Source organism: Streptomyces canus, assembly GCF_041435015.1.
Taxonomy (GTDB): domain Bacteria; phylum Actinomycetota; class Actinomycetes; order Streptomycetales; family Streptomycetaceae; genus Streptomyces; species Streptomyces canus_G.
On sequence record NZ_CP107989.1, the window covers coordinates 6,868,647 to 6,895,340 of the forward strand.

The window sequence follows — 26,694 nt, forward strand, 5'->3', positions numbered from 1 at the left end:
CCGGGCCCCAGCAGTTGCATCGAGGGATGGCCTTCGTGGTCGCGATCGGTCTGTTCATCGGGACTCGGGCCACCTGGACCACTGCGATGGGGGGCATCTCCTACCACTTCACCGACGGCAGCGGTCACCTCGGCTGCTACTCCTACGGCAGCCGGCTGCTCCTGCTCGGTCTGCTCGCCGCCACCCTGCCGTTCGTCCGGCGTCTCGGCCCCGCCCTCACCGTCCTGCCGTGGGTCGCGTTCTACCTCGCCACCCGCTCCCGCCGCCGCGTTCGCCGCCGCCTGGCAACGGCGCCTTCCCCACGCACCAGGCGTGCGAAGGCAGACGTGGCGGACAGGTTGCTTGCCCCCGCCCTCGTGTGCGTCGCGGTCACCGCGGCGAGCCCGCCGTCCCTGCGCATGAGCCTCTCGCTGCCCTTCGTTACGCATCACGCGCGCGTGGGTGTCACCGCCATTCAAGTGCGGGACGTCAACACCACCAGTACGGCGCTCACCCCGCACTTAGCGAGCCGCACCGGCCAGGGTGCCTCCAACGGTGGACCATAGCCTCCGGCCCCGCAGTGCTTGCTCCGCACGCCTATGCCGAGGACGACGTGAAACGAGAACGCGTTCCGACAGACGGCAGCCGCGCCTTCGTCGTGGACTGATCAAGCTCCCCCGCAGCAGTCACAGCCGGGGCGGCAACCGCACACGTCCACCGGTGCCTGAGCGGACGGCACTGCCGAAGCGGGGGCTGCGCAGCATCCCTTGCCCTGCCAGGCATCACGCCCCTCCTTGACGGCGATGGCGGCGATGACCAGGGCGGCGATGGGGTCGGCCCAGGACCAGCCGAGGGTGGCGTTGAGGGCCAGGCCGACCAGGAGGACGGCGGACAGATAGGTGCACAGGAGGGTCTGCTTGGAGTCGGCGACCGCGGAGGCCGAGCCGAGTTCGCGGCCCGCTCGGCGCTGGGCGGCGGAGAGGAACGGCATCACAGCGAGGGAGAGGGCGGCGATGACGATGCCGGGAACGGAGCGTTCGGCCTCGCCGGTGCCGGTCAGCGCGCGGATGGCATCGACGGTGACGTACGCGGCGAGCGTGAAGAAGGAGACGGCGATGACGCGCAGGGTGCGCTGCTCACGGGCCTGGCGTATGGCGTGGTCAACGGCGGAGAACTGCCAGGCGACCGCGGTGGCGGAGGAGACCTCGATGACGGAATCGAGGCCGAAGCCGATCAGGGCGGTCGAGGAGGCGAGAGTGCCGGCGGTGAGGGCGACGATCGCCTCGATGACGTTGTAGGTGATGGTCGCGGCAACGAGGAGCCGTATCCGGCGGGTGAGCGCGTCGCGCCGGGCGGGAGTCGGCCCGAGGGATATGGATATCTCGGCGGCCATGTCAGCAGCACCCCTTCTCGGCGGCGTCCGGGCAGGTGCGATCGGTCTCGACGGCGACCACTGCGGTGCGCAGGTCATCGAGCGCGTGGCCGAGCCGTTCGTCGGCGAGCTCGTAGCGGGTACGGCGGCCGTCGGGCACGGTGACGACCAGGCCGCAGTCGCGCAGGCACGCCAGGTGGTTGGACAGCCGGGTGCGGGAGATTGCGAGCGCGTCAGCGAGGTCGGCGGGGTACGCCGGGGCGTCGCGCAGGGCGAGCAGGATGCGGCAGCGGATGGGGTCGGCGAGCGCGCGGCCGAACCGGGCCAGCACCTCGATGTCGGAGGCAACAGTCAGCACGACACGACAGTACACGTGATCCTGAATTCAGGAAATCCTGGATCAACTCCCCGAGTCAGACATACGTGAACCAGTAGCGAGGGAGGGCATCAGGCGGGCGTACCCGCACAAGCGCGCCTGGCGAAGCCGCAGCAGCTGCCGGCGAGGCGTGGGTGCCGAGCCCGTACCCCGCCTGTTCGGCGTACGGGCTGTTCAGCCGTGGTCGCGCAGCGGACCGACGCCGTAACCCCGTTCCTGACAGGTGTCGAGGATCCGGGGCAGCGCGCCCAGCGTCGAACGCCAGGCGCCGGGGGCGGAGGTGCAGTCGGAGTCGTGGAGCAGGATCGTGCCGCCGCCGTCCAGGTCGGCGGTGACGGTGCGGTGGACGGAGTGCGGGGTGGCGCGTGCCGTCCAGTCCTCCCCCCAACAGGTCCACAGCACCGGGGTCAGGTCGAGGCGGCGGGCCGCGAGGTGGGCCGCGGTGGACATGACGCCGTACGGGGGCCGGAAGAGCGAGGGCTGCCGTCCGGTGATCGCGGCGACGGTGTCGCGGGCCCGGCGGAAGTCGTCATAGGTGGCGCGCGGGCCACGCAGCAGCAGAGGGCGGTGCAGCCAGCCGTGGACGGCGACCTCGTGGCCGGCCGTGGCGATCTCGCGGACCAGACCGGGGGAGCGGTGTGCCTCGCTGCCGAGCAGGAAGAACGTGGCGCGCACTCCGCGCCCGGCGAGCAGCCGTAGAAAGTGTGGGGTGGAGCGGGGGTCGGGGCCGTCGTCGAAGGTCAGGGCGATGTGGTCCGGGCGGCCGCGGCCCGAGAGGCGGGGCATGAGGCGGTTGCGCAGCGGCCCGAAGGTGGAGACCACGGGTGCGGCGTAGGCGGTGAGGACGGGTACGGCGGCGAGGGCGGCCGTGCGCAGCGTCGGGGCGATGGTCACGAGTGGTCGCCTTCCGACGGGGAGGTGTGCTCCCGGGGGAAGCCATCCGGGTCGAGGCGGTGGCTGATGGCGTGGATGAGGTCGGGACCGTCGTACGTAGTGGCCACCCCGGTGGCGACGGCGCCGGCGCACACGACGGACGCGAGGACGGCCGTGGCGGCGAGCCGGCGCGTCGTCCGGTGCCGGTGTGCAACCGGGCGAAAACCTCGGTCGGGGACTCCTGACCGGTGCACGCGCGCAATCTCGGCTGTTGGGCAGCCGTCGGGGGACTGAGCGAACAGGGCGAATCCCGTTGCCCGTTGCCGGTGTCCGAGGGGGCCGTCGATCAGCTCGCACAGCACCGCCTTGAGGTCGGGCGGGTCGCGTATCCAGACGGCCGCACCGGCCTCGTCCAAGGCGGCGGCGTTGGTCAGCCCGTGCCCGGGTATGCAGCGGTAACTGGCGACGGGCAGGCCGCAGGCGAATGCCTCCAGCGAGGTGAGCCCGCCGGCGTTCTGGACGAGGACGTCGGCGGCGTGCATCAGGGAGGGCATGTCGTCGACCCAGCCGAAGGCATGGTCGATGCCGTCGGCGCGCAGCTGCTCGGCCAGGGCCTCGTTGCGGCCGCAGACGACGACCGGGACGGCGGCGCCGCAGTCACGCAGCTCCCGGGCCACCGTACGGACCGGGCCCACCCCCCAGGACCCGGCGACCAGCAGAGCCAGCGGGGCGTGGGACGGCAGCCCGAACCTCTCCCGGGCGCGGCCACGCCCCCGTGCGTCGCAGGGCCGAAAGCGGGGGTCTGTGACCGGCCCGCGCACTCGCACGTCGCGGGCCCCGGCGGCCCGCGCCTGGGCGGCGGGCACGGCGTGAGCGGCGAGGTGGACGTCCACACCCGGCGCGACCCACAGCGGATGCACCGAGAAGTCGGTCAGATAGGTGAGGACCGGCACGGCCAGCCGACCGTCCAGGCGCAGGTTGCCCAGGACCCGGCTGGCCCCGGGATAGGTGGAGACGACGGCACCCGTGCCCGGCGGCAGGGCGCGCAGTACCCGGTCCTGCGCCGTGCGTAGCAGCGCCCGCGCCACCGGCCCGCCGCCCCCCGCGCGCTCGGTGCTGTTGTAGATCCGCTGGTAGGCCCAGGGGGCCCGTACCAGCAGCCGGTGATAGCCCTCCTGGACGGTGCGGCCCAGGTGGGCGGGGAGCAGGTCCAGGAGGTCGAGGCGGTCCACGGCGTAGCCCTGCGCGGTGAGACGGCGGGCGAGCTCGGCGGCGGCACCGTCGTGACCGGCTCCGACGCTCGCGGAGACGAGCGCGACCCGTCCGGCGCCGTCTGTCGCGCCGGGCTGCGGGGGAGCGGCGCCGGTGAGCGGGGATCCGGGCGCCGTGCTCGCGGGGTGGGGCATGGGTCTTCCTCCGCAGGGGACGGGAGCGGCGGAACTCTACGAGTTGTAGTAGTTCGCGGTCCGAAGCCCGGAGCATACCTCCTACAACTAGTAGGAGATGGCCGGGTAGTCTGTGCGGACGGACGGCGAACGGAGGCATCCGGTGCAGGAACGAGGGGATGGCGGCGCCCGCGAGGCGTCCGGCAGGCGAGCCCGTGGCGAACTGGAGAGCGATGTGCTCGCCGCGCTCTGGGGCGCCGACGGCCCGCTGACCGCCGGCCAGGTCCGGGAGGCGCTGCCGGGCGACCTGGCCTACACGACCGTCCTGACCATCCTGTCCCGGCTGTACGACAAGGAGATGCTCGTCCGGCACCGCGAGGGCCGCGGCTACGCGTACGAGCCGGTGCGCGACGAGGCGTCGCACACCGCCCAGCGCATGCGGTCGCTCCTTGAGGGTGGTCCCGACCGCGAGGCGGTCCTGGCGCGCTTCGTCTCGGAACTGTCCGAGCAGGACGAGCACGTATTGCAACAGCTCCTGTCCGGGCACGACGCTCGCACCGGAGATGACCGCTCAGCAGGGAGGGCGTAAAACCGTGCTGTTCAGCGTCTACGTCCCCTTCGCGGTCACGGCTGTGCTCGCCGTGCTCGCGCCCCGACTGGCCCACGTGCTGCCCCCGCGCCGCGCTGCCTGGGCCCTGGCCTGCGCAGCGCTCGTGACCGCGATCGGCTGGGCGGGGGCACTCGCCCTGCTCGCCTTCACCGGCGTGGCACAGATTCCGGAAGTCGCGGAGGAGGGCCGCTGGTCCGTGGCCGCCCTGCAAGCCGAGGATCCGGTCTACCTCGTGGTCGCGGGAGGCAGCGCCCTCATGCTGGCCGTGGGCGTCGTCTCGCTGGGCGTGGCCGTCGTGAGGCAGGCCCGCCTCTTCGTCCTGGCGCGGCGGGAGTGCGCCCGGCTGCCGGAGGACACGGAACTGGTCGTGGTCGACGACGACGTCCCGATGGCCTTCGCGTTGCCCGGGTCGCCGGGCCGGATCGTGGTCTCCCGGGCAATGCTGCGCTGTCTCACCGACCGCGAGCGCGAGGCCCTCCTCGCACACGAGCGGGCTCACCTGCGCTGCCGCCATCGCCTCTTCCAGATCCTGTGGCGGCTCGCGGCGGCCTTGAACCCGCTGCTGCGACCGCTGGCCGTCGCGGGCGGCTTCGTCCTGGAACGCTGGGCCGACGAGGAGGCCGCGCAGCGCGTCGGCGACCGAAAGATCGTCGCGCACGCCGTCGGGCGCGCCGCGCTGGCATCCGCCGGTACCTCATTCCCGGCCGCACTGGCCGCGACCGGCGGGGAAGTGCCGCAACGGGTGCGAGCCCTGCTGGCCCCGCCGCCCCCGCGCCGGAGCCTGCCCCTGGTCGCGGGCGGCCTCCTGCTCGCCGTGTGCTGCGCGAGCCTCGCCAACGCCGCATCCGACAGCGATCAGATGATGGACAGCGCACAGTGCGCGGCGTACGCCGCCACGGCGAGCGCACCGCCGGCCGGAGAACACCGGCACGTGCCCGACTTCTGCTTCGAGGAACACGATCGCCGGGAACTTCAGGAGCACCGCCCGTAACGAGGCGGCCGGACCTCTCGGCTACGCGTATTCAGGTCGCGAGCAGTCCGCGGCCGAACCAGTCCTCGCTGACGCGGACCGCCGGGCAGGGCGAAGACGTAGCCACCGCCGCTGGGGGAGAGCCGACGATAAATTCGTCGGTCAGGCGGGTCCGGGTGGCCTCGCACTGCCGCTGCACGTCCTGCTGAGCAGTCCGCTCGGCGGCGGTCCCCTTCTGAGGCGGCACCCGAGACGACCCGTCGGAGCCTGTGCGCGATGGAAAGGGAATCCGCTGCGGATGGTTTCGAGACCCACTCCGCGGGTGGGGAGAGGGTCGGTGAAGCGGGTGCGCGTGCCCATCTGGGACGCCTTCTGGACGCAGGTTGGACACAAGGATCGGAAAGGACTGACAAGGGCCGAGAAGGGGTGAGGCGCCAAACTCGTTCTGAGCTGGGAAAACGGCCAAGATGGGCATTGGCCGACAAGGGTCGCCAAGATCCTCAAAGGACTCATAATCCGTCGGCCGTGGGTTCGAGTCCCACCCGCCCCACCTGCGCAGGGTTCTGACCTGCGGAAACGTTCAACTTTGGGTGTCGGATCGTCAACTTTGCCTGTACGGACTGAATCCGCTGCTCGCGAGTTTGGAGACCGTCGGCGCTCGGGGGAGCTCCAACCCCTCTGACCTGCGGCGAAGTAGGTTCTTGTGGTTGTCGCTCGCCGTCCGGGCGACTGCCCTGAGGCTCGATACCAAGGTCCAGGGACCGGACAGGGACCGGGACGACGCAGCCGTGTCCAGTCCGACGATGTCTCCACGCCGACTCGCTGTCCCATTTGCAGGTTGCGCGGCACGGGTTGTTGTCCCCAGCGCGGCAGTCGAGTACAGGGCCGACAGTGGAGGCAGTGCGGATACCGGCACGGCGGGTGCGTGGGCGCGGGTAGGGCGACCTCGGCTGTTCATCGTGTTTTGGGGCACTGTCGCCTTCGTGTCGCTCGATCAGTGATGTCGTCCAGGGGTGCCGGCGGCCTGCGTGCCGATGGCGCATCTGGTGTTCGGCGGCGGCAGCTAGCCGCTGGGAGAGCGTCCCGGCGGTGGCTGATGGATATAGGAAACGGCCCGAAGAGGAAACTGCCCCGATGGGTTACGCGACCCTCTTGCGCGGAGCCCTGCGGTTCGACTGGTCAGGCCGGTGCGCCGGTCACCAACAGGCCTTGTTCAACTTGGGTGGTGAGCGCCCTGCTGGGAGCCGACGCGCTCGGGATCATCGCCGCGCCGGCCGACTGGCCGGTCACTTGTCGACGAACGCGAACAACGGATGATGGCCGAACGTCTTTTTCCAGGTCTTGGCGGCGTTTTGCTTCTCGGAGTGCGCCAGCACCAGCACGCCGTCGATGTCCACGATGACCGCGCCGCCAGCGTCCGGAGCCGCCTCGCCGGCCAGCCGCCAGACCCGCTCGCGGACTTCGGCCCGTGCCCGACGGACCGCCACGAGCGCACGGGGCCCGGCCGAGGCCAGGGTGTCGACCAGGCGGGAGACTGTCGGGTCGGAGGCCACCGGCCCGAACACGGTGGGCTCGGCCCGCAGCATCGCGACATCGGCCAGGCAGTCCCCGCCCAGGGCCACGGTAAGCGCGAGGTCCAGCAGAATCTTGCCGGGATCATGGACCGCACGCGCCTTACACCACGGCGCCAGCGCCGCCGATATCGCCGCATCCAGCCCCGCCTTGCGGGCGGTCTCGACCAGCAGCACGGCGCCGGACTGCGAGACCACCCCGCCACCGCCCTCGACGCGGACACGCGGGTACGACCCGCCACGCTTACTCACCTGGAAAGTTCCTCCGGCCGGAGCGGGAACAGGGACCTAGACAATCCTCATTCTCGCTGGTCAGAGGCTCTTTCTGCATTATGGCCACCCGTCGTCGACATGATGCTGGGTGAGCGCGTCCAGCGATGTCTCCGCCACATGCGCAGTGACGCTCATCGCTGTGATGCGTCGCCGTCGCGGATCGGGACGGCGACGGAGCGGATACCCGCGGGAGCTCTTCGTCCGCGACTGCCCATCCGCGCCCTCAGTTCGGTGTCGAGTTCATCGACGCCGAGCCGCCAGAGGGGGACGCCGGACCTGCTGGGCTCGGCAAGGACGTCGCAATACGCTGGTGCGTGAGGAAAGACCCCGATCGGCCCGCACAGGCATGCCGCCCGGACCGTGTCGTTGGATCCTGTTAACCCGGCAGCCAAGGATCAGAAGCAGGACCGGCCAGGCTCATTCTCCCAGGCGGTCACCAAGAGCGCGATGTACAACCGCAGCTCGCACCCTCAGGTCCCGAAAAAAGACGCTGCTATCGTGAGGTGGGGTAGCCCAGCTTCGAGAGGGATCCGCTGATGCAGCCATCCCACACCCGAGTCTTGGTCGAGGCGGCCTACGCAGCCGGAGCCGGTGACCGGCGCGAGGCCGCGATGACGGTGCTGAGGCTGCTTGAGCCGGTGACCCATCACGACGCCAGCGCCCTCATGCTCTGGGACCCGATGGCCCGTGCGCACCGCGCACTCGCTGTGGTCACCTACGGTGATGAAACGGTTGCCGCACTGGGTGACCGCTATGCGGCGAGCGCCGAGAACCGGCCGGTCCGGGAGCGGCACCTGCCGTTGCGGATCGACGACATGCCGGGCGATTACCGACGGTCCCCGATGTACCGAGAGGTGCTCGGACCTGCCGGCTTCGCAGACGGCATGACCGCCTGCCTCTTCTCGGACAGCGGTGCGTACACGGGCATGCTGCATTTCTCCGCGGCGGCGCGCGGCGCGTTCCGGGACGACGCGGCCGAACTCCTCAAGGCCCTGGTGCCCGCGCTTGCTCAGATGTGCGACGTGGCTCGACGGCAGACCACCGGATGCGCCATACCGCCGGGAGCGAACGCCACTCTGATCGACCACACCGGCCGTGCTTGGGCCGTCGAGTCATGCGCCCCGGCGCTCGCGCCCACGCAGCCCGAGTTCACCGGCTTTCTGCGTCGCTTCATGGCCTCGGCGCAGGTCGCCGCCACTGGGCTGCAGGCGTCGAGTGAAGGGTGGCTCTCGCTGCAGGTCCTGAAGGTGGCCGATCCGCTGGGACGGCCAGAGCCGGCTGTACTGGTGCAGGAGCTTCCGACGGCCGGCTTGCCCTATTCACTCTCGCCGCGCGAGTACGACATCCTGAACGGGATGGCGGCAGGGTTCTCGAACCAGCAGCTGGCATCGCAGCGAGACGTCTCCTTGCGCACGGTGACCACGCACGTGGAGCGGATCCTCCACAAGATGGGGCAGCCTTCGCGAGCTGGCGCGGTGGCGTCGGCGCTGCGCGAGGGGATTCTCAGCTTGGACCGCTGACCGCCGCTGTCGGTAGGAATGCGTATTGAGCCACAAGGTGGCCTAGCACCATATTCGAGGTGAAGAGAAGCCCGCGCTGAAGGCGGTCCCCACCCGCCGAGCCGGCTGTTGCCGACCCCGCGTCTTCCCCTGCTGTCGCCGCTCACGGTGCCGACAGCCGACCGGGGCTCGTTCATCCCTCAGGAGGCCCGGCCATGAACGTTCCAGAAGCTCCTCAAACAGTGCCCGAAAGACCCGGCGGCACAGATGACGACCGCGACCGGCTGCACGAGCTCGGTTACGAGCAGGAGCTCGCCCGCACGCTCAGCCTGGCCGACGTCGTCATCTACGGCCTGATCTACATGGTGCCGCTCGCCCCCGTCGCGGTGTTCGGCATCGTCTATAACATGGCCGCCGGCGCCGTCGCCGCGGTCTACGTGGTGGCCGCGATCGCGATGCTGTTCAGTGCCATCAGCTACAAGGAGATGGCGGTCCGGTTCCCGGTCGCCGGCTCGGTCTACAGCTACGTGCGGATGGGCAGCAACCGCTTCCTCGGGTTCGTCTCCGGGTGGGCCATCCTGCTCGACTACCTGCTGCTGCCCGCGCTGCTGTGCGTCTTCGCAGCCAGCGCGATGACCGGAGTGGTCTCCTGGGTGCCCGCCTGGATCTGGGTGGTGATCTTCGTCGCCGCGACCGCCCTGATCAACATCATGGGCATCAGCGTCACCGCGACGATGAACAAGATCTTCCTCTACATCCAGCTGGTCGTACTGGCCGTGTTCTTGGTCTGGGCAGCCGTGCTCATCCTCCAGGGCCAGGCCCACCTGTCGCTCAACCCGTTCATCCCCGCGGACGGCGGCTCCTGGTCCCTGGTCCTCGGTGCGGTCCCCGTCGCCGCGCTCAGCTACATCGGCTTCGACGCGATCTCGACACTGAACGAGGAGGCGGAAGGCGGCGGCCGTACGGTCTCCAAGGCCACCATGATCGTCCTCTACCAGGTGACCGCGCTGTTCGTCGTGCAGGTCTTCGTGGCGGGCATCCTGGTCCCGACCGGGACGAAGTTCGCCGACGGCGACCCGGTCAACAACGCCTTCTACAACGTGGTCGGCACGGCCATGGCGGGCTGGTTCAAGACGGTCCTCCTGCTGACCGCCGCCCTGATCGCGATCTTCGCCAACACCATCGCCTCCAACGCCACCTCCGCCCGCCTGGTCTTCAGCATGGCCCGCGACGGGCAGCTGCCGAAGTTCCTGTCGCGGGTCAGCCACAAGCACCAGGTCCCCCTCAACGCGATGATCTTCATCGCGCTCCTGTCGGTGGGAGTCGGCATCCTCGGCGTGGAGCAGTCGGGACTGCTGACCACCCTGGTGACCTTCGGCGCGATCACCGCCTACGTCCTCCTCCACGTCAGCGTCTTCACCCACTTCGTCGTCCGAGGCGGAAGCCGCCGCATTTTCGTCCACTGGGTCTCCCCGATCCTCGGCGCCGCGCTCCTCCTGGTCGCGCTGTGGAACGCGGACCCCAACGCCAAGATCGTCGGCTCGTGCTGGCTCGTCATCGGCCTCGGCGTGGCGGCGTACTTCAAGCTCACCGGCCGTTCGCTCGGCGACTCCGACGCCTGACCGCACTCCCGCTCACCGCCGGGCAGCACTCGGCATCGGCCCGAGACGCCGTCACCTTGAGGCGCAGGCCAGCCCCAGTCGCGGCCCGGCGGTCGCGAGTCCCCTCACACAGGAAAGGCACCCTCCCGTGAGCCCATCGTCCTTGTCCCACCGCACCGCGAAGGTGTCCCAGCAGCAGGAGGTGAACTGATGCGCACCGGTGCAGACCGCTCGGCAGAGCTGCTCGAAGTGTTCCGTCTGCGCAGCGAAGAGCGCCTGCGCAAGGAGTGCACCCATGAGGTCGCCGCCGCCCATGACGCGGCTCCGTTGGGACCGCACGACGACCGCACGCAACGCGTGCTGCGGGCGTTGCGCAGCCTGCGCGTCTCGGGCAAGCACATCATCTTCTCCGAAGGCCCCGACGGCCCCTGGCGCGTGTCGAAGATCGCCTTGGGCATGCCGGGCAATCTGCTCCTGACCGAACAGTCCTTCGGGGACTACGAAGACGCCATGCGGTACATCTTCACCGCGCGTGCCGCGACACTGCAGCAGAACTAGAAAGAAACGAGAAGGTCATGGCACTCGCGAGCGGCCGCACGACGACCCAGAACGTCTTCGGCTACACCGATCGCTTCTCCGCCCGCCCTGGCGAGCAACTGTCATTCCACATCAGCTGTGAAGGCCCGCTGGCCTACGACGCCGCCCTAGTGCGCCTGCGGCACGGATACGACGGGCAGGCGGGGCCCGGCTTCCTGGAGACCGAGGTCCCCTCCACCATCGACGGCACGTACCCGGGGCAGTACTACGCCTGCCAGCCCGGCTCCTACGTCGAAGTCCCCGACCCAAAGGGCCTGCTGGCGACCCCTGACGCGCTGGTCATCCGCGCCGCCGTCTTCCCGACGCTGCCGCGCGACAACCGTTCAGGGAGCCTGGGCGCCTATCGGGTCAGCCAGAGCTCGGTCGGCTTCACCGGCGAGCGCCAGGCGGTCATGGGCACCTGGGACGCGGCGACCATGACTGGCTGGGCCCTGCTGCTCGACGAGGGCAAGCCGTCCTTCGTATGGAGCGAGGGCGGTCAGCGGCGGACCCTCACCCTGGAACAGGAGCTGACGGCACACCAGTGGTACCGGCTCGAGGTCGAACTGCCACGCTCGGCGGGGCAGATCACCCTGCGGCAGACCCCGCTGGACCACTGCGCGGACCGGGTGGCACCGGCCGCCGCAGCCGCCGTACCCGAGCAGGCGAACGCACCCGCCTCGGCGGCCTGGACGGCTTCCTCGATGCCGTTCCGTATCGGCGCGCTGGCTCGCGAGGACGGTGACCGGCTGCTCGCGGCAACCGCGTTCAACGGGAAGATCGGTGGCATCCGCGTCGAACGCGCCGCCGACGACGCCTCCAGGACGCGCGAGCCGGTTGCTGCCTGGCACTTCGGCCGCAGCGAACGCCCCGACGGGCTGCTGTTGTGGGATGTGGTCGACGAGGGCCCGCACATGCTGCACGGCCTCTGCGTCAACGCGCCCGTCCGGGGCGTCACCGGGCCCGAGTTCCAAGGTGTCGTGGAGGACTTCCGGCTCGCGCCGGACGAGTTCGACGCCATCCACTTCCACGACGACGACCTCGCTGACGCCCAGTGGCCTGCGGCGTTCACCTTCGAGGTGCCCGAGGACCTGCCCAGCGGCGTCTACGCGGTGCGGCTGCGGGCCGAGGGCATCGAGCAGCACGTGCCCTTCCTCGTCGGGCCTGGCCGCCGACGCAAGGATGTCGCCATCTTGTTCCCCACGGCCACCTACCTGGCTTACGCCAACGACCGGATCGCCTTCGAGGCGGACGGTATGGAGATGCTCCTCGGGCACACGCCCATCGTCCACAAGGAAGACCTGGTCCTGCAGGACCACCCCGAGTTCGGCCGCTCCCTGTACGAAATCCACAATGACGGGTCCGGTGTGGTGTTCGGAAGCGTCCGCCGTCCGCTGATCAGTCTGCAGCCGCGGTACCGGGCCTCGTTCATGAGCGAAGGTCCCTGGGGCCTGCCTGCCGACCTGTCCCTGGTGCACTGGCTGGAGACTGCGGAGTGCGAGTTCGACGCCCTCAGCGACGAGGATCTCGACCGGGAAGGCTACGACTTGCTGCGCGACTACCGCGTTGTGATCACCGGAAGCCATCCCGAATACGTCACGCGGCGCGAGCTCGACGCCCTGGAGGAGTTCACCGCGAACGGCGGCCGGCTGATGTACCTGGGCGGCAACGGGTTCTTCGCGACTGCCTCCTACGACCCCGACGCGCCGCACCTGATGGAGCTGCGCCGGGCCGACGGCGGCACCCGCCCCCACCAGTCTCCCTTCGCCGAACGCCGCCATACCACCTCGGGCGAGGCCAGCGGCCTGTGGCGCAACAAGGGCAAGGCCCCGCAGCGTCTGGTGGGAGTCGGGATGGCGGCCCAGGGCTTCGACCGCTGCACCTACTACGAGCGCCTTGCGGACAGCCAAGATCCGCGGGCGGCCTTTATCTTCGAAGGCGTCGGCGAGAACGAGCTCCTGGGCGACTTCGGCATCATCGGCGGTGGCGCGGCCGGCTCCGAGATCGACTGCTGGAACCCGGCGCTCGGCTCGCCGCCCGGAACCCTGGTCCTGGCCACCTCCGGGCCCTTCTCCGACAACTACCTGCTGGTGACCGAGGAGATCTTCGAAATGCTCCCGGGGATGGGCGGAACCGAGCAGCCGGCAGTCCGCTCGGACATGGTCTACTGCGCGCTGGAAGGCGGCGGCGGATTCTTCTCGGTTGGATCCATCGCCTGGACCGGGTCGCTGTCCCACAACGGGTACGACAACAACATTGCGAAGATCACAGGCAACGTTCTGCGGCGCTTCCGCGACGAGAAGCCACTGGAGTAGCCCGCCCCTGCTGCCGAAGGTGATGCGCTCCGCCAGCGGAGCGGATCACCTTCCGAAATCCGGCTGCGCATCCAGCACATGGAGCAGGGGCACAGGCCACTCCCTGCGGCGGCTTCCGCGCTCCCGATACCCGGCACCGCTCTGGTGCTTGGCAGGAGTCGGGGCAAGTGGGAAAGCCGGTCAAAGTCGCCGCCGTGCTGGTGCTGCCGTCCTCATTCCCCGTCCATCTGGCCCAGCGGCTGTCGTCCGACGTCGCCCCCCAGGCAGCCGAAGCCAAAGAAGCACGCGAGGAACCACCAATGTGCCGACTGGAGACCCAGTGACCACCGTTCTGCGCACGCTGCGAAACTACATCGGCGGCGAGTACCTGGCCGCCGCCGACGGGCAGACCATCGAGATCGTCAACCCGGTGACCGGCGAGTCCTACGCGACCTCGCCGCTGTCCGGCCGGGAGGACGTCGACGCCGCCATGGCCGCGGCCGCGGCCGCGTTCCCGGCGTGGCGCGACACCACCCCGGCCGAGCGACAGCGCCTGCTGCTGAAGATCGCGGATGCTTTCGAGGCGAGGGCCGGGGAACTCGTCGCCGTCGAGTCCGAGAACACCGGCAAGCCCCTGGGGCTGACGGCGAGCGAAGAGGTGCCACCGATGGTGGACCAGATCCGCTTTTTCGCCGGCGCCGCGCGCCTGCTGGAGGGCCGATCGGCCGGTGAGTACATGGACGGCATGACCTCCATCGTCAGGCGTGAGCCCGTCGGGGTCTGCGCGCAGGTCGCACCGTGGAACTACCCGATGATGATGGCAGTCTGGAAGTTCGCCCCGGCGCTCGCCGCAGGCAACACGGTGGTCCTGAAGCCGTCGGACACCACCCCGGCCTCTACCCTGCTGATGGCCGCGATCATCGGGTCCATCCTGCCCAAGGGCGTCTTCAACGTCGTCTGCGGTGACCGCGACACCGGCAACCTGATGGTTGAACACCCCACACCGGCGATGGTCTCCATCACCGGCTCCGTACGAGCCGGCAGGCAAGTCGCCGAGTCCGCGGCCAGGGACGTCAAGCGCGTCCACCTGGAGCTGGGCGGCAAGGCGCCGGTCGTCGTATTCGCCGACGCCGACATCGCCCAGGCGGTCGAGTGCATCTCGGTGGCCGGCTTCTTCAACGCCGGTCAGGACTGCACGGCCGCGACCCGCGTCCTCGTGCAGGAGTCGGTTCACGACGAGTTCGTGACGGCGCTGGCGAGGGCCGCCACCGGCACAAAGACCGGCCGACCCGACGACCCGGACGTTCTGTACGGACCGCTCAACAACGCCAACCAGCTCACGCAGGTCTCCGGCTTCATCGAGCGTCTGCCCGCCCACGCCAAGATCGAGGCAGGCGGCCATGGCGTCGGCAACAAGGGCTATTTCTACGCCCCCACCGTCGTCTCCGGCCTCAAGCAGGACGACGAGATCATCCAAAACGAGGTGTTCGGCCCGGTCATCACCGTCCAGCCCTTTCGCAACGAGGCACAGGCCCTGGAATACGCCAACGGCGTCGACTACGCCCTGGCCTCGTCGGTGTGGACCAAGGACCACGCACGCGCGATGCGCATGTCCAAGACGCTGGACTTCGGCTGTGTGTGGATCAACACCCACATCCCACTGGTCGCCGAGATGCCCCACGGCGGCTTCAAACAATCCGGCTACGGCAAGGATCTGTCCGCGTACGGCTTCGAGGACTACACCCGTATCAAGCACGTCATGACGTCACTGGACGCGTGACGCCCGCGCCGACGCTGCCAGTGCCGAGCCGGATCGCCTAGCCGGGATCCCGACATCCGCCCGAAGTGAGGAAGGGATCCGCTGCAGAGGAGTTCGAGAACCCCTCTGAACTGGAGCAACGTCCAGGGAGCCGGGTTCTCCTCGTCCATCCTGGACGCGTTCGGGACGCAAGGATAGAAGCAGACCGGGCGGAGCATCTGCGCAAGGGAAGGGGAATCCGCTGCGCCATGCTTCGACCGCGTCCGCTGAGCTGGAGCGACGCCGAGGATTCCGTATCGGGCAGGTCTCCCAATGAGCGGTAGGGACCGTGTAGGGACCGCAAGGACAGGAACCAACCGACAAGGACCGCGCAGGACCGACGCAGGTGCACGCGTCTGACCTGCAAGAACGGTGTGAATCGGCATGGATCGGCAAGGGCCGCCAAGATCCTCAATGGACTCATAATCCGTCGGCCGTGGGTTCGAGTCCCACCCGCCCCACCACTCGCTACGCGAGCAGAATCGATCTGACCAGCAACTTAGCTGGAGGGTCGGGCGAGTTGAGGGTCGTGGCGGCCCTGTCGCGATCATGATTTCATGATCGTCTGGACAGATTCTGGACGCCGATTCCGGTCAAGTCGGGCATGGCGCCTATGTGGTATTCGTGTCGACGTCGAGCAGCTCTTCGCCGCCTCGCCGCGTGGCGGGAAGCGGCTCATGGGAACGCCCCGACATCCAGCGCACTTCCCTCGCGTGGTCTGTTTGTGATCGATGGCTGCGCCCAATGTTGGTGATGTATCTTGGGCACATACATCGTGGATGTTGGAGGTGTCCGATGTCCGTCACGCAGATTGATCTCGACGACGAGGCGCTGGCCGAGGCCATGCGGCTCATGGGCGTCACGACGAAGAAGGAGACCGTCAACGCGGCCCTTCGGGACTACGTGGCGCGGATCAAGCGGCTTGAGGCTGCGGAGAAGCTGGCCGCGCGGGGTGCGCGTGGAGAGTTCGAGCAGGCCGCGGCGGCGCATGACGCGGAGAAGCGTGCGCGACGCGAGGCCTTCGAGTGATCACGTATCTGGTGGACACTTCGGCTCTGTGGCACCTGTTTCGCACCCCAGGCGCATTGCGGCCCTGGGAGGGACACATTGCCGCCGGGGTGTTCCACCTCTGCGAGCCGACACGTGCCGAATTTCTCTACTCGGCAACCAGTCCGTCCCATCGGGATGAGCTCGCAGAGGAACTGGACGCGCTCTGCTTGCTCTCTCCGGTTCCGAAGAACGCCTGGCGTTGGGTCGACACCGCCCAGTACAAGCTGACCCAGCGGGGCCAGCATCGGGCGGCTGGAGCGATCGACCTGTTGGTGTGCGCGACGGCTGTGCACCATGGGCACACTGTCCTCCACGTGGACAATGACTTCGCGACAGTGGCCGGAGTCCTCAAGGAAGTTGAGCAGCGCGACGTACGGGTCTGGTCAGCTGAGAGATTCAAATTGTCGAGACCCGATGGGACTGGCTGATCGATGGCCGGGCTGCGGGTTCCTGGCTGTCCCTTGCCGCTGGTCAGGTCGTCGGCGAACCTTTCGAAGACCTCACGCTGCCACCAGAACACGTCGGTGTCAGGGAAGCTCGAGAGCTCACCGGTCGGTCGATGGGGAAAAAATAGGTCATTGTTGACCTTCACCAACGCGGAGCCATTTTGTCCGGTTCGGTTGAGCCGGAGTGCCTTCCGCGGGGTGCGCGTAGAACTGTGAGTCGACTACGGCCTTCGCTTCGAAGCGCACCACGGAGCCGAAGATCCCCCCGTCTGCTTGGTTCTCGGGAGATCATTCGAGGTGCCGGTGTCTCTGCCTACGATCCGAGTCCGTCGAAGGCGGCTCGGCAGCGCAGCCGCACGGGTTCGGGCACCGGCGGCAGCGCTGTGACCTCGCCGTCCGAGATGACGGTGGTGAGCCGCTCGAAGGCTGAGAGCAGCGACCCCGACCGCCCGCCCTCGTCGCCGAACGTGGCGAGACTCTCCTCGTACGCGTAGTGCGGCCGGTACGGGATCTCGACGCGCCCCCAGTAGTCGGCCGCGTCCTCGCGGCTCAGCCCTGTCGGCACCCCCTCGAAGGCTTCCCTGGCCGCCGTCCGTCCGGCGTCAGCCCGCTGTTTCTCACCGTCGTCGACCCTCATGGGCACGGGCAGCACACGGGTTACGCGCCGGAGGTGGTGCCGTGCCACATCGTGCGCCACAGAGGCCGCGCCTTCCAGGGACTGTCGGGTGAGCGTGAAGCAGTCCACCAGGACGTCGGGCATCTGGACGGTGCAGATGTTCGCGATGTCCGACAGTCCTGTCCTGCTGTCGATGAGCACGTAGTCGTATGTCGCCTTCATGTCGTCGCGCAGTGCGTCCAGGAACAGGCTGCCGCCGAGCCGTTCGTAGAAGTTGTCCCAGTCGAAGGTGCTCACTGCCGCACCGTAGGCACGGTTCTGACGCCCGGCGGAGAGGAGGTCGAGCGACCCGCTGTCCGCGAACGGCGCCCCGAAGGCCGTGGCGTCCACAGACAACGCGTGGGGTTCGACGCTGGCGTAGGGGAGGTGCCAGGAGTCGGAGCGTGGGATGTCGCTGGAGCCGACGGCTGCGAAGGAGTAGTCCTGGAGCAGGTCGATCACACCGGTAGTGGCGGCCAGCCCACCCGGATCGAGGAACGGGTGGAAGTAGCGGTGCAGCCCGGGAGCCTCCAGGTCCCAGTCGACTGCGAGGACACGTTTGCCGTTGGCGGCAAGGATCCACGCGATGTTGGCCAGGGCCATGGTGCGACCGGCGCCGCCCTTGTACGAGTAGAAGGTGACGATACGGCCGGGACGGGTGTTCGTCATCACTCCCCCTCCCCGTCGGATCTCAGGTCCGAGAACGGGTCGGAAGGGCCCGTCAGGCGAGGCCGGGGCACGTGCGTACCCGGAGGCGGATGGGCCTCCGCGTGCTTGAGGTACTGCCGGGTGATGTGGGCCACGACGGCGGGAAGCACATCGGTGAAGGCTTTGAGAGTGGGTACGCCATTGACCGCGATGCGCACATCTGTGCGGCGGCCTCGATCCGCGATCTGCGGAAGCGTACGCTCCAACTCCTCGGAGAGTCTGCGCCCGTCCTCGCCGTGGTTCTGCAGATCCGCACGGCTCCAGGGGACGATCATGCTCACCCAGGGCCGCGAGTTCGCGTCGAAGGCCTGCAGTCTGAGCCTGCGTCCCTCGTCGGCGAGGGCCCACCTGTCCAGCAGGAGGATGTCGGGACTGGCGGACCTCGCCTCCTGCTCCCCGGACTTCGCGCTCTCGGCCGGTTCGTCATCGAAGGAGGAGACGGTGACGCGGTAATCGAGCGACCGGACGAGATCCTCCGCGAGGTTCACCAGCGGACGGGTGGACTCCGCGTGGTAGGGGTTCCAGTCCTGGGCGTCCTCGCCGTAGGGCCGCACGTCACGGTCGTCCGGGATGTCGTCCTGCGTGGGTGCCGCCACGACGAGGCGGATGTGCCGAGGGCCCGTACCCTGCGGTTTGAAGGCGCTCGGGGTGTTCTCGTACGCCCGTGGACGGCCGCTCGGCAGGGGTGATTCGTGCGCGGCCTCCACGATGCGCCGGGCCAGATGGAGGACGACCTCCTCGTACTCGTCGCGCAGTCTGCTGAGCTTGATCAGCCCGTAGAGGCCGTTGGTCGCGTAGCGATCGCCGTACCCCGCCTGATCGACGTGGATGTGACGCACGGAGTCGGGAAGCGCGCTGTGGTCGACACGCGTCCACAGCGCGGGAACGATCGGGGAACCGACATCGACCCCGGTCGCTCGCGCATGCAGCACTCGCTCGTTGAACGCGAACCACTCCCTGCCGCACATCTCGCTCGTGAAGTAGCGCGGGGAGAACAAGGGCACCAGCACTCGGCATTTCGCGAGGTTCTCAGCGAGCTTTTCCGGCCATCCTTCCCCCGACCGCATTTCCCGGTCCATGAAGCCCGCGGGTGCGCCGGCCGGTAGATCCGTGAGCGCGTAGATGTGGTTGCACAGGTCTTTGAAGAACACGTTCACCCAGTGATCGGGATCCCCTGCTTCCGGACCCCAGGGCGGAGTATGGGCGTAACTCAGGAAGAAGTACGGTCGGATGTCGGCCCCATACCGTTCGCGTTGCCACGTGTCCACGACCCGTTCCCGTCCCGTCAGTGGCGGTCGGCCTCCCGCCGGCAGTCCCAGCAGCTCCTGCGTCCGGCGCCGCTCGTTGGCGAACGGCCGCTCCCCGGCCCGGTGTTGTGCGCGGACCAGCGGGTCGTACGCTACCGCAGGCAGTCGGCCCGGCCGCTCCGCACGCTCGATGGCCCGGTCCATACGCCGTACCTCGTGCACCGTCAGTTCCCGCTCCAGCTGTCCTCGCACCTCGTCCGGCACGATCAGCTCGACCGGCCCGTCCCGGTCCGCGTCGATCGCGAAGAGCCCGCTGGTGAGGAGTTCAGCCACGTCGCCCACGGTGGCCTGAGGGACCAGCTCCTGGCGGATCAGATGGAGCAGCCCCATGCCCAGTCGGCCGAACGGTGCGCACAGGACGGCGAGTCGGGCCGCCGCGGGGGACGCCGTTCGCAGGAACCCCTCGGCGGTGACACCGCCGGGTCGCCCTCGGGAACGGCTGCTCAGCCGTCCGCCGCGGGGCACCAGCACCGCTCCGCATCCCTCGGGGGCGCCCCGCATCAAGGTGCGGGACCAGCGGTCCAGGGAATGCGGCGACGTCGACAGCACCGGGACCGGCAGCCAGGCGCCGGTGTCCCCGGCCGGTTCGTCGTCCGGCAGCAACGGCGGGTCGAAGATCAGGTGCGGGCTCACCGCCCCCGGCGCCCCGGGCCGCACTCTCACAGATGGCAGGTCGAGGGCGGTCCTGCGCCAGAGCTTCGGGGGGAGCGGGTTGAGCAGGGCGACCGGTGTGGTCAGCGACCAGGCGCGGATCCGGCGCCACACCTCCGGCTCCCGCCAGCCCGGTGCGGCACAGTCGGACACGACGACGACCAGCCGACGGGCGTCGGGGGAACGCGGTTCGTCGGGGCCTGTCAGCCTGCCCAGTCTGTCGCGGAGTTCGAGCCCCTCAGGGCCGAAGCCGAGTTCGCGCACCTGGAGGGTGCGGAAGGCTCCGAGGCGGTCCAGGAGGGAGGTGAAGTCTTCGACCAGGTCCTGCCACACCCGCATGGCAGGGGAGCGATCGACGACCAGGACGAGGCCGAACCAGCGCTCCGGGGCCGGCCGGAACACGGGGATGAGCTCGCCGCTGCGGGCATAGCCGTCGACGGTGGCAGCGACGTCGAGGGCGGATCTGCGGCCCCGGGGCCACGGCCGTTTCCACGGCCTCAGGGCACGGGTCACCTCCTGGGGGAGCGGTAGTCCTGCTCCCTTCGGGGTGGCCACAGCAGCACCGGTTATGCGGGTACTCGCCCTGGCGAGACGTTCGTGCAGGGGCCGCCCGGCCTCCGGACCGGTCGCGGTGCCCGGGCCGTCCTTGCCGGTCGGTGCCACGGACGGCGGCACGGGAGCCCCGGCTGTCGGCTGCGGCGGTGAGACCTCGACTGGCGGGTCCGTCACGGCCTGGTTCATCCGTGCCGCCAACCAGAGCACTTCGGCCAGAGCAGTGCCGTCCAGGTCGGGTGCCACGGCGTCGAGCGCGCGCACCACGCGCCCGAGTGGGTCCAGAGGACCCGTGGACCGGTCCTCAGGCACGGGACAGCTCGCGCAGGACCAGTTCCATGACCTCCTGCCGGTCGGCGTCGGTGAGAGCCGAGCCGTTCGTGAGCAGGTGTACGGCGTTCAGCAGCTGGTCGACGGCGAGGCTCCCGCCCGCCGTGACCCGGTTGACGAACTCCTGAACGAGGCGATCTACCACGGGCGCCTGCCCAGCGTCCGAGACAGGTCCCAGATGGGCCTCGACCACGGCCCGAAGCGCCTCCACGGTGGGCTTCGGCATCGTGAAGCGGATGCATCTCCGCAGGAAGGCCGCCGGGAAGTCACGCTCGCCGTTGCTGGTCATCACGATGAACGGGAACTGGTCGCACTGGACCCGGCCCCGTTCGATCGCGGTGCGTGCGTCGCTGTCCCAAAGGCGGACGCGGACCACCTCCTCGGCGTAGCGGCCGAGTTCGGGAATCTCGTACGTACCGCGCTCCAGTACGTCGAGCAGATCGCTGGGCAGGTCGAGATCACTCTTGTCGATCTCGTCGATCAGCAGCGCCCTGGGCCGCGGCGAGGGGAGCAACGCGGTGCCCAGCGGCCCCAGTCGGAGGAAGGGGGCGATGTCGTCGTCGCCCTCCGGACCGGACAGCCGCTGGGCGTGGATACGGCCGAGGGCGTCGTAGCGGTACAGCGCCTCGTTGAGCGTGCTGCGCGAGGTGATGTGCCAGCGCAGGGGCTCGCCCAGCTTCAGTTCGGCCGCGACCTGTTCGATCACTGTGGACTTCCCGGAGCCCGCCGGACCTGTCACCAGGAGGGGGCGACGCAGAGCCAGGGCCGCGTTCACCGCGGTGGCCAGGCCGGGCGGTGGCTGGAACTGCCGGTGCAAGGTCTGCCGAGGGAAGCTGCGCCATGGCGGCGGGGCGCCGAGTTCGACGTCACGAGGGATGCCGTCCCCGACGTAGTAGGGCTGCCAGGTCATGTGGAGATCTCTCCCTTGGTGACGAACGCCTCGAACCAGTCGCAGAAGTCGAGCCATTCCGTGTCGTGCCAGATGCTCCGCAACAGCGCCAGATGCTCGTGGCCGTCGGGGCGCTTCCGGGTCTCCGGCGCCCAGCTGTTGCGGTAGGCCTCGCTGAACTCCGCGGGCAGCAGATGCCAGTACCGGTCCAGGGTGTCCACGCAGCCGTCGGGCATCCCTCCGTCGGCGCCGGGCCACATCACGATCGGCACGTGCTTCAGCAGCAGTTCCATCACCTCTCTGATCCGCTGCGGCCGGTCCCGCAGGGCGATGGCCCCGGTGTAGTCGCCGCGCTCCAGCCGCGCCTCCAGTTCCTTCGGGCGCTCGGTCTCATGCCGGTCCAGCCAGTCCACCGGCGCACGTCGGGTTCCGTACCCATTCATCTCGGCGAGTCTCTCGCGCGCGTCCTCGTTGATCCAGGACATGTGGTCCGGCGGGCACATCCGCTCGCTCCATCGCAGGACGACGTCGTGCATGAGACCGAGCCGTCGGCCGTAGCTCGTCTCCTCGGGCCGCCATTCCAGCAACAGGGAGGCGGGCGCGGCCACCTCGACCCGGCACAACGGCCCCATCGGTCTGCTCTTCTTCCAAGCCCACTTGAGCACCTCCCTCAGCGTCTGCTGCACGCCGGGCCCGCTCGGGACGCACTCGAAGTCCTTCTTGGCGCAGACGTCCCCGCGGTCGAGGAGGAACGCCTGCAGCGTCTCGGGCCACAGGTCGCCCAGCGTGGCGTGCAGACTCACGACGAGTCGCAGCCGGTTCCGGCGGTCTCGGGTGGTCAGGGCCGCGAAGGCGTCGTCGAACTCGACCTTGGCGTCCACGGCGTCCGTCCATGCCCTGAACTCCGCGATGTCCTTGGCGAGTCCGTCCTCCACGGCGAGCTCGGCGACAAGGGACGCCGGGCGGGCGATGGGCGTCTCGCCCTGTCGCTGCGCACGGAACCGGAGGTACTCGACCGCGTCACGCAGCAGGTCCCGGCCGCTGGTCTCCGGCAACGGTTCCGCACAGCGGCCCGCGGCCCGCCACAGCGCCCCGCGCAGCCGTCCGGACGTCAGATGCCCGCCGGGCCAGGAGTTGAGCAGATGGACCGTGCGCAGTACGTCGCGCAGGCCGTCGACTACCTGCAGGGCCTCGTCGGGTGCGGCACGTTCGTGCAGCGTCGCGCGCAACCGGTCGAGTGTGTCGACGCCTCTGACGGGTCCTGGCAGCAGCGCCAGGGCGCCCAGCGGGGCCAGGGCGCGTTCCAGTTCCTCAAGGCCGATCGGCCCCAGCCGCGAGCCGGCCCGCACGAGATGGCCGGCGTTGCGGGACACCCACGGTCGCTCACCGAACCGCGCCCCGACGAACTGCACCAGGCGGGCGTCCTGACCGGGCACGTCGTCCCGCACGGCCTCGAAGAGCGCGTCCGGGTACAGGAACTCACCGGCGCCGGCCACCCCCTGGTCGAGCACCCGGACGACTCCGCGCGAGAACGCCAGCCCGTGCGCCTCCTGGGCGGCACCGACAGCCATCATGAGCGACAGCCGGGTCGCGCCGTCGCGCACTCCCGCGTCCACGGCGCCCAGATCGGGCGTCGCACCGCCCGCGTGGCAGGTGTCGACGAGGGCGACGATCCCGGGCAGGCCGGGCATTTCGAGGGCGCGTTCCAGTGCTTCGGCCACATTGACGGCGGATCCTGTCTCATCGCACCGTGAGTCGCCGGCCATCAGGAAGAGTCTCGGATTCCTGCCGGAGGTGATGCCGTGTCCGAGGAAGGCGACAACGAGCAGGGCCCCGCTTTCCCCGGCCCGCCGGGCGGCACCCCGGATCGCCGCCTCGACGCGGGCCTGGCCCGCCGACGCGCCGTACAGAAGGGCCGATTCGACAGCCGGCGTGGGCCTGCAGGCACCCCGCCAGTCGTCGGTGAGCGCGTCCCTCAGGTCCCGTGCAACATCCTCGAGCCCGCGGAGGACTCCCAGCTCTTCGCACTGCGGCGCGATGACAAGGGCGTGTCGGAGCGGAAGCGGGGCTGTCATGACCTTGTGACCGCATCGAGGGCCCCGATGACGGGCCCGGCGACGCCCGGCTGGGCCAGGTACTTCAGCGCGGGATGCACCCAGGCCCCGTCCGAATCGACACGTCTGGGTTCGGGCAGTACGGACCGGTCGTTGGGTTCGAAGAAGTCCTCCAGGTTCGGACGGCCGACTATGAAGTCGTCGCGGTCCCACACGTTCACCCAGCTCGCGACCGCGTCGGGTACCCGCGGCGGCTGCGGGCGTGTGCGGCGTCCCACCATGGCGCGCAGGCCCAACGGCGAGCCGAGAGTGACAAGGAGCGGGATCTCGCCGGGGTAGCCGGACAGTGCTTCCAGGGCGACGACGGTGCCCAGTGAGTGCGCGACGAGGACGGTGGGCACCGCGGGGTCCAGTTCTTCCGTCACGCGGTGGCGCACCCGCGCGTCGAGGGTCAGGCCCGTACCGTCCGTTTCGCCGCGCGCCAAGTATCGTGCGACCTGGCTCAGATGCCCCACCATCAGTCGTGCGCTCGCCCATCTGCCGAACGTCCGCAGTCCGGGAACGCACAGGACGGTGTTCGCGGCGCTGAGCACCTGCCCTGCCACCGAACCGGAGCCCTGTACGGCACCTTCCGGAGCGAGTTGCGCCTGCGCGTGGCAGAGCACCGGGACCTCACCGTCGTCGTCCGCGCGCTCGGCCAGCCGTTCGTCGATGGCCTCACGCAGCAGAGCGCGTACGTCGTCGGAGTGGATGTCCTCCGTGTCCGCGCCGCTCTGCGCCTCCGGGGCTGTGAACAGGTCGCCGTAGTAGGCGAACCGTACGTCCGCCATCGAGCCGGCCATCAGCCCGGGCACCCGCAGGGCATGCCCCGCGTCGAGCCCGCCCTGCTCCAACGCGCCCAGCCAGTGGTCGAGTTCAGCAGCGGGATTGCGCGCCCCGCCGACACCATGGACGAACACCAGACGCGGCTTCATGGCCCCCCCCGAGTGAAGCTGCGCCCGTGGCCGGGGCGCCTCACGAGCATAGCGACGAGCGGTGCGACGGGGGACAGGTGCGCAACCACTCGGCCCGCCGTCGGTCGCGGTGTGCCGAATCCGCCGGTGGCGAGGAGGAGGGCGATGGCTTCGGCGACGGCCAACCGGACCAGCATCACGCCGGTCAGCGTCAACATCTTCGCCCACGCAATGAAAACACCCCCGGCACCTTCCGTGCCGACGTAATCAGCCGGCGGGCAGAACACGGGACCGAGCGAGCAGCCTTCACTACGCCATGACCATGGCTGCTGCGCTGTCGTGCGGGCGCGGCCCCGTCCACATGGCCCTGTGTGGACGTGGACGGCGTCGAAGGAGACAACGCAACCCACATGCCTGTCTCCGGCCTCACCAGCACGGTCGACGTCGGTAGTTAACTCACCGGCGCCACGCACACGTCGTCCTTCAAGGGGAAGCGTCGCCGATCTGCAGACCGGGGTCGGCACTGCGTTGACCCCCGACCAGGTCGCCGCCTGTCGGACACGCCCGGTCACGTCCTCTTGCCGTCCGACAGTACTTCGGCCATCCGGGACGTGTTCGGGACGCAGGTTGGACACAAGGATCGGAAAAGACTGACAAGGGCCGGGAAGGACTGAGGCGCCAAACCGCGTCTGACCTGTGAAAACGGCCAAGATGAGCATAGATCGACAAGTGTCGCCAAGATCCTCAAAGGACTCATAATCCGTCGGCCGTGGGTTCGAGTCCCACCCGCCCCACCATGCACGTCTGTGACCTGCGGAAACGTCTCATCTGGGGTGCGGATTCAGGGCGTTGGTCCACGGGGCTGAATCCGCTGCTCGTGAGTTCGACTCCGTTGCCATCAGCGTTAGTTGAGGTCACTCTGACGCGTAAATACCAACCGGCCTGGGCAAAACCGCAGGTAGCTGACCAGCTGACCTCCGCCTCCTGCGTTGCCGCCCCCGCGATGCAGTGTTGATCAAGGGCCACGGGGTGTTCGCTGCGCCCATTTACCCGCCCCACGGCGGGCGGCGAAGCCGCCCTGGGTCGCTGACCTGCGCAGACGTATCGGCCCATGGCTGGAGGATGGCGTCGTGGGTGGGCTGTGCGAGCGTCTGGACGTCGAATTCTGGACGCTGGCTGGACGCGAGGATCCGGAAGTGCTGCCCAGGGACTTTCGAGTGGGCGGGCCTGCCGGGCCGGCGGGGCACGGACGCAGTCCGAATGGCGTGCGGTCCGAGTTGGGACGCGAAACAGCCCGTACTGGAAACGGCCCAGAGAGGACCGACAGGCGGGGCGGGAGCCGCCGGTCTTCCTGCTCATCCCGTTCCTCCCGGGGCAGCGGCGCCTACCGCTGAGGCGAGACGTGGTCCGCTGCCCAGGGCCGCCGAGCGCGTGCTGCTGGTGATCGCCGACGACGTGACGTGGCTCGACAAGGCCGACGCGGCCGTCGTCGGGTTCGTCGTACGGCGCGTCACGGACGCTCCGATGTCGAGCACGACCTTGCCCGACAGTGCGGCGGCGGGAAAGCTCCCGGTAGGGAGCCGGCGGGATGCTCACCACGACCCGGTCACCGGCGCGGGCCGCCTCCTCGGGTGTCGCAGCGCGGGCTCGTCGGTCGAGCTCGGCCAGCGTCTCTGCCAGGGTGTGGGGACCGCGGGATTTGAACAGGTCGTCGGCCGACCGCGATCGCGAGCCGGGCGAGGTTCGTGACGAACGACGGCCTGCTGCGCCCCGATCTCACCGCCGAGGATCTGGTTCTGTTCAGCGGCTCCCTGAGCCAGGCCGCCCTGACGACCGGCGACAGCCATCCGGGCCAGGGGCGCCGCCTCCTGCGCATCTCCCTCGACGACCTCAGCAGCCGCAACACCGCACCCCTACGAGTC

Annotated in this window: 20 protein-coding genes and 2 pseudogenes; 11 read left to right on the forward strand and 11 right to left on the reverse strand. The window is 69.4% G+C overall.

Annotated features, from left to right (window positions below):
* The first annotated feature begins 26 nt into the window (after positions 1–26).
* Positions 27–545 (forward strand): hypothetical protein, encoded by a 519-nt coding sequence (locus OG841_RS31380; RefSeq protein ID WP_328638310.1) that lies wholly within the window; start codon positions 27–29, stop codon positions 543–545.
* Between the two features lie 101 nt (positions 546–646).
* Here the strand turns inward: OG841_RS31380 and OG841_RS31385 are convergent, their stop codons facing one another.
* The 4 genes from OG841_RS31385 to OG841_RS31400 form a co-directional block, all read right to left on the reverse strand.
* Positions 647–1,372, reverse strand: a complete 726-nt coding sequence (locus OG841_RS31385; RefSeq protein ID WP_328638309.1) for a cation transporter — start codon at positions 1,370–1,372, stop codon at positions 647–649.
* Between the two features lies 1 nt (position 1,373).
* Entirely contained in the window at positions 1,374–1,709 is a 336-nt protein-coding gene (locus OG841_RS31390; protein ID WP_328638308.1) for an ArsR/SmtB family transcription factor, read from the reverse strand.
* Positions 1,710–1,901: 192 nt separating this feature from the next.
* The gene (locus OG841_RS31395) at positions 1,902–2,621 is read right to left on the reverse strand and encodes a polysaccharide deacetylase family protein (protein ID WP_328638307.1); all 720 of its coding nucleotides are present in this window, start codon (positions 2,619–2,621) and stop codon (positions 1,902–1,904) included.
* Positions 2,618–4,006 carry a glycosyltransferase gene (locus OG841_RS31400; protein WP_328638306.1) on the reverse strand — a complete coding sequence of 463 codons (1,389 nt, stop codon included), beginning with the start codon at positions 4,004–4,006 and terminating at the stop codon, positions 2,618–2,620. The genes OG841_RS31395 and OG841_RS31400 overlap by 4 nt, the downstream gene beginning before the upstream one ends.
* A gap of 142 nt (positions 4,007–4,148) precedes the next feature.
* Here OG841_RS31400 and OG841_RS31405 point away from each other — a divergent pair, with 142 nt between their 5' ends.
* Together OG841_RS31405 and OG841_RS31410 are read left to right on the forward strand one after the other, a co-directional pair.
* Complete coding sequence (locus OG841_RS31405) at positions 4,149–4,574, forward strand: BlaI/MecI/CopY family transcriptional regulator (RefSeq protein ID WP_328638305.1); 426 nt, start codon at positions 4,149–4,151, stop codon at positions 4,572–4,574.
* A gap of 4 nt (positions 4,575–4,578) precedes the next feature.
* Positions 4,579–5,586: a M56 family metallopeptidase gene (locus OG841_RS31410; RefSeq protein ID WP_328638304.1), complete on the forward strand. Its 1,008-nt coding sequence runs from the start codon at positions 4,579–4,581 to the stop codon at positions 5,584–5,586.
* A 31-nt stretch (positions 5,587–5,617) separates the two neighbouring features.
* On the opposite strand, the gene OG841_RS31415 is transcribed toward OG841_RS31410, so the two are convergent.
* On the reverse strand, positions 5,618–5,812 hold the full coding sequence (locus tag OG841_RS31415; RefSeq protein ID WP_371567418.1) for a hypothetical protein: 195 nt from the start codon (positions 5,810–5,812) through the stop codon (positions 5,618–5,620).
* A 1,045-nt stretch (positions 5,813–6,857) separates the two neighbouring features.
* Positions 6,858–7,388: pseudogene (locus OG841_RS31420) on the reverse strand (transposase); the annotation flags it as partial.
* Positions 7,389–7,969: 581 nt separating this feature from the next.
* On the opposite strand from OG841_RS31420, the gene OG841_RS31425 reads away from it, so the two are divergent.
* From OG841_RS31425 to OG841_RS31460, 8 genes are all read left to right on the forward strand, one after another.
* Entirely contained in the window at positions 7,970–8,929 is a 960-nt protein-coding gene (locus OG841_RS31425; protein WP_328638303.1) for a helix-turn-helix transcriptional regulator, read from the forward strand.
* Positions 8,930–9,150: 221 nt separating this feature from the next.
* Entirely contained in the window at positions 9,151–10,530 is a 1,380-nt protein-coding gene (locus tag OG841_RS31430) for an APC family permease (protein ID WP_328638302.1), read from the forward strand.
* A 189-nt stretch (positions 10,531–10,719) separates the two neighbouring features.
* On the forward strand, positions 10,720–11,067 hold the full coding sequence (locus OG841_RS31435; RefSeq protein ID WP_371567421.1) for a hypothetical protein: 348 nt from the start codon (positions 10,720–10,722) through the stop codon (positions 11,065–11,067).
* A 17-nt stretch (positions 11,068–11,084) separates the two neighbouring features.
* A complete protein-coding gene (locus OG841_RS31440; protein ID WP_371567423.1) occupies positions 11,085–13,400 on the forward strand; it encodes a N,N-dimethylformamidase beta subunit family domain-containing protein in 2,316 nt (771 codons plus the stop codon).
* A 167-nt stretch (positions 13,401–13,567) separates the two neighbouring features.
* Entirely contained in the window at positions 13,568–13,723 is a 156-nt protein-coding gene (locus OG841_RS31445; protein ID WP_371567425.1) for a hypothetical protein, read from the forward strand.
* A complete protein-coding gene (locus OG841_RS31450; RefSeq protein ID WP_371567427.1) occupies positions 13,720–15,159 on the forward strand; it encodes a gamma-aminobutyraldehyde dehydrogenase in 1,440 nt (479 codons plus the stop codon). Before OG841_RS31445 ends, OG841_RS31450 begins: the two co-directional genes overlap by 4 nt.
* 813 nt (positions 15,160–15,972) lie before the next feature.
* Positions 15,973–16,206: a type II toxin-antitoxin system VapB family antitoxin gene (locus tag OG841_RS31455; protein ID WP_053672219.1), complete on the forward strand. Its 234-nt coding sequence runs from the start codon at positions 15,973–15,975 to the stop codon at positions 16,204–16,206.
* On the forward strand, positions 16,203–16,655 hold the full coding sequence (locus OG841_RS31460; protein ID WP_328638297.1) for a PIN domain nuclease: 453 nt from the start codon (positions 16,203–16,205) through the stop codon (positions 16,653–16,655). The genes OG841_RS31455 and OG841_RS31460 overlap by 4 nt, the downstream gene beginning before the upstream one ends.
* Before the next feature lie 349 nt (positions 16,656–17,004).
* Here OG841_RS31460 and OG841_RS31465 read toward each other — a convergent pair.
* The 5 genes and pseudogenes from OG841_RS31465 to OG841_RS31485 all read right to left on the reverse strand — a co-directional run.
* Positions 17,005–17,997: pseudogene (locus tag OG841_RS31465) on the reverse strand (KGGVGR-motif variant AAA ATPase); the annotation flags it as partial.
* A complete protein-coding gene (locus OG841_RS31470) occupies positions 17,997–20,813 on the reverse strand; it encodes a TIR-like protein FxsC (RefSeq protein WP_328638296.1) in 2,817 nt (938 codons plus the stop codon). The pseudogene OG841_RS31465 and the gene OG841_RS31470, both read right to left, overlap by 1 nt.
* 37 nt (positions 20,814–20,850) lie before the next feature.
* Positions 20,851–21,786, reverse strand: coding sequence for an AAA family ATPase (locus tag OG841_RS31475; protein WP_328638295.1), 936 nt, complete (start codon positions 21,784–21,786; stop codon positions 20,851–20,853).
* The gene (locus OG841_RS31480; RefSeq protein ID WP_328638294.1) at positions 21,783–23,840 is read right to left on the reverse strand and encodes a hypothetical protein; all 2,058 of its coding nucleotides are present in this window, start codon (positions 23,838–23,840) and stop codon (positions 21,783–21,785) included. The genes OG841_RS31475 and OG841_RS31480 overlap by 4 nt, the downstream gene beginning before the upstream one ends.
* On the reverse strand, positions 23,837–24,793 hold the full coding sequence (locus tag OG841_RS31485) for an alpha/beta hydrolase (protein WP_328638293.1): 957 nt from the start codon (positions 24,791–24,793) through the stop codon (positions 23,837–23,839). Before OG841_RS31485 ends, OG841_RS31480 begins: the two co-directional genes overlap by 4 nt.
* Positions 24,794–26,694 lie beyond the last annotated feature (1,901 nt).